The 3673-nt window shown below is 65.4% G+C and carries 4 protein-coding genes; 3 read left to right on the top strand and 1 reads right to left on the bottom strand.

Features of this window, described 5'->3' with window-relative positions:
* Window positions 1–165 precede the first annotated feature (165 nt).
* Window positions 166–1431 carry an MFS transporter gene (locus tag MUO23_11515; GenBank protein ID MCJ7513584.1) on the bottom strand — a complete coding sequence of 422 codons (1266 nt, stop codon included), beginning with the start codon at window positions 1429–1431 and terminating at the stop codon, window positions 166–168.
* Between the two features lie 156 nt (window positions 1432–1587).
* On the opposite strand from MUO23_11515, the gene MUO23_11510 reads away from it, so the two are divergent.
* From MUO23_11510 to MUO23_11500, 3 genes are all read left to right on the top strand, one after another.
* Window positions 1588–2322: a hypothetical protein gene (locus MUO23_11510; GenBank protein MCJ7513583.1), complete on the top strand. Its 735-nt coding sequence runs from the start codon at window positions 1588–1590 to the stop codon at window positions 2320–2322.
* Between the two features lie 33 nt (window positions 2323–2355).
* Window positions 2356–2985, top strand: coding sequence for a GyrI-like domain-containing protein (locus MUO23_11505; protein MCJ7513582.1), 630 nt, complete (start codon window positions 2356–2358; stop codon window positions 2983–2985).
* Window positions 2986–3487: 502 nt separating this feature from the next.
* Window positions 3488–3673, top strand: a 186-nt coding sequence (locus MUO23_11500; protein ID MCJ7513581.1) for a hypothetical protein, incomplete at its 3' end; no start/stop codon positions are given.

Below are 3673 nucleotides of genomic sequence, written 5' to 3'. Positions count from 1 at the left end.
GTCTTCCTCTCCCTCGACGTCCCCTACCTCCCGCGCGCTCTCCGTGACGCCTCCCGCCGTGCCCACGTGGACGCGGCGCGGGGGCTGCGGGTGAGGGGTGACGAGGGCTGTGTCCAACCAGCCCCTGAGGCGTAGGCTACCCCGAGTGCGGCGCGGCATCTGCCGCTACGCGGCGGTGGTCTTCAGGCTGGGCTCGGGGATGGCAGCGGCAAGCCGGATGCGGGATCGCCCGTGCAGATAGACGAAGCCCAGAGCCGCCATGGCGGCCAGTGCTCCGCACAGGTACCACACCAGGTTGGGGTTGTAGTTGTCGAGGATGATCCCGGCGACCCAGGGCCCGGTAGCCTGCGGGAGCGCCCAGGAAATCCCGAAGACCGCGATGTAGCGTCCACGCATGGCTTCCGGCGCCAACTGCACCACCAGGGCATGTCCGACCGGGATGACGATCATCTCCCCGAATGTGATTACCAGCATGGCGACCACGAATAAGATGTAGGTTTCTACCAGGCCGAAGGCAGTGAAGCCGACCATGTACAGGACGGTTCCCAGGGACATCACCAGCATCGCCGGGTAACGCTTGACGGCGCGCGTCACCGGAAATTGCAGGATGACCACCAGGCATGCATTCAAACTCATCACCAGGCCGTAACCACGCGCGCCGATGCCATGGACATCCCGCAGGTACACCGAGAAAGTGCTGTACATCTGCAGGTAGACCAGGTTCATCAGCATACATACCGCCAGGAAAAGCAGGAATACCGAATCGGAGAGCACCCGGCCGTAGCCGCGGAAGGTCTGGCTGACCGACTCCTGTTCGGTGGCCGCGGCGGCCGCCGCAGACCGGGTTTCCGGGATCATCTTGTAGATGATGAGCGCGGTGATCGAGCTGCAGATCGCGTCCAGGATGAAGAGCAGCAGGTAGGACCGAGTGGCCAGGAGCCCGCCGATGGTCGGCCCGACGATCCAGGCCAGGTTGCCGGCAACGCGCAGCACGCCGAATCCCTCCGCTCGCTTTTCTTCCGGGAGAAGGTCGGCGACCATGGCGCCTTCGGCGGGGCCTGAGATGTCGGAGAGGAAACCGACGACCACCGCCAGCACGAAGAAGCCCCGCAGGTCCCCCACCAGGCCCAGGGCCAGGCTGCTGAAGGCAGAGAACACCAGCCCGAAGAGAACCATGGACCGTCGCCCGAAGCGGTCCGTGAGAGCGCCTCCGGCGAGGTTGCCCACCATGCCGGAAATGGAGAACACCGCCAGCAGGATCCCCGCCTGAGTCATGCCCACGTCGAACTTCTGGGTGACGTACAAGGCGAAGAAGGGGAAGATCATCGTCCGCCCGATACCGTTGATCCAGTGGGCCCCGACGAGGATCCAGAAACGAGGCGTGAACTCGCGGTAGATTCCTTGGGCCTTCTGCACGACTGAAGATGTCACATGCCCTCACGCAGCCCCGGCCGCCGGGCGGAGAAGCTGACATGCTACTCCAACTCTCGCCTTCGGACGAGCCCCGACCTGCTGCCGGCGGGGGCTGGGGATTGGCGCCGATCCGGCACAGGCATACAATCGTGACTTCCGTAGGAGTCCACTGACATGCGAGCCTCTCTCCGCTTTCGCAATCCCGCTGCCCCTCTTGCCTTGATCTTGCTGGGGACGGCGCTGGCCTGCAACTGGAGCCCGCCGCCACCGGCGTCCGAGGCGCCGACCGTGGCTGCCCTCTCTTCGCCAACCATCCTGGAACTCCCTTCACCGACCGTCCCGGTGCTACCCACGGTTGAGATCCCGGAGGTTGCGGCCACCCCGACGCCACCCACCGGCTGGCTGACGTACCGCAACGAGATGTTGGGCTATGCCTTCGATTACCCGGCCGAGGCCGAGCTGGTCACCGTAGGCGTCACAGGCTATCCGACGGATGAACTGCCGGCCGGCTTGGAGCCGGGACAGTACGTTCCGACACTGGAGGCCGCCTATCCCGAGGCGCTGTGCGCCGGCATCCGCTACGGCACGGCCTACCTTTATGTAGGCGCGCCTGAGGAACGGGGAGGGAAGTACTCGATGCCCTGCGGCATCAGCGGCGTCGGCAGCTACGAGCTTCGGTCGACGGAGGAGGCGATCACCATCGGCACAGCGGCCCTGACGGCGGATGGCACCCAGGTCTACAGCCTCGACGATGGTTCTTTCGTTTACGAGTTCTTCGTCGCCCGGCTGAATGACTTCCGTTACAACTATGGCGGGGACTGGACTCGGGCTGGGACGACCCAAGCGGCCTACCTGGTGGACAAGGCCGTAGTCCAGCAGGTCCTCGCCTCCTGGCGCTGGCTGGAGTAAGGGTGGAGCCAAACTAGCAGAAGGGGTCAAGCGATGAAGAAACTCGATCTGCGCAAGAAGTACCGGTCGTTGTATGTTGCGCCGGCCAAGAAGGTTGTCTTGCTCGATGTCCCGGAACTGCAGTTCGCCATGATCAACGGCGTGATCGAGCCCGGCCAGGGACCGTCCGACAGCCCGGGATTCCGGGATGCATTGCAGGCCCTGTACGGAATCTCCTATACGCTGAAGTTCATGTCGAAGCAGCGGAAGGTGAACCCGATCGACTACCCGGTCATGGCGCTCGAGGCGCTGTGGTGGGTAAGCCGGGGCAGCTACTTCGATCCCGGGCAGCCCTGGAAATACACCGCCATGATCCTACAGCCGGAGCACATCACGCCGAAGATGTTCAGCCAGGCGATCGTCCGCCTGAAGGAGAAGAAGCCCAACCCCGCCATTGCCAGGGTGCGGCTGCGCCGGTTGCACGAGGGCCTGTGCATCCAGGCGCTGCACATTGGGCCCTATGCCCAGGAGCCGCGCACCCTCAAGAAGATGGATGACTTCGCGGCCGAACAGCGACTGGCCCTCCGGGGAAGACACCACGAGATCTACCTGGGAGACCCAATGCGCGCCGCGCCAGAGAAGCTGAGAACCGTCCTCCGCCATCCGGTGCGGCAGAAAGGCTGATCCAGCCCCGATCTCCGAGCGCGTCCCTGTCGGCCGCTGGCGCATCCAACGCAGCTGCTCGGTCGGCGCCTGAAGCCAGGTTCCCGGCGCAGCGCCGTCCAGCGATGGGCACTCCGGACTCTCAGCCGGGGTCTGCCCATCTCCCTGCGCTAGAGGCCGGTGCGACGCCAGGGGACCGAGATCCGGCGGCGCCTGACGGCAGCTGGGGCTTCCTCGTGAGGCCCGTCCTCGATGCCGGGTTCCCGCCGGGCGGACCAGTCCTGGAGTCTACCCACTCCCATGTACCCCTACGGGCCGGTGCTCCTTGCGCAAACGGGCGCAGCCGATCCGGAGTGGTCACTCGAGAACCCCGAGCGCGGCCAAACTCCGGCAGGGGCTCCAGGTCGGGGGGCCCGCCCCCAGAACCTGCGGCCATAGGCCCCCACAGGCAGACTGGGGCCTTCGGTGGATTGATTCGCCTGCAGCCGGTCGCGTAGAATGCCTAGCAGTCAGGAGGGCGAGAATGGGCGACTTTGGGTTGGGCATCAGCGGGCGCGCGGCGGGATGGATCTTTCTATCCGCAGTCTTGGCCGGGTGCTCAGGTCCGTTCTCCTTGTTCGCCACTCCAACCCCGACGCCGACTCACACACCGACCGCCACCCCGACGTCGACCGTCACCCTGACACCGACGCTCACGGTCACGCCGACG

The organism is Anaerolineales bacterium, assembly GCA_022866145.1.
Classification (GTDB): Bacteria; Chloroflexota; Anaerolineae; order Anaerolineales; family E44-bin32; genus PFL42.
The sequence above is the reverse complement of the archived record's forward strand: the minus strand, read 5'-3'. Positions and strand labels throughout refer to the sequence as shown.

Coding starts and splice junctions, on each gene's coding strand:
- MUO23_11510 (MCJ7513583.1), top strand. CDS start 1,588: ATGCGAGCCTCTCTCCGCTTTCGCAATCCCGCTGCCCCTCTTGCCTTG.
- MUO23_11505 (MCJ7513582.1), top strand. CDS start 2,356: ATGAAGAAACTCGATCTGCGCAAGAAGTACCGGTCGTTGTATGTTGCG.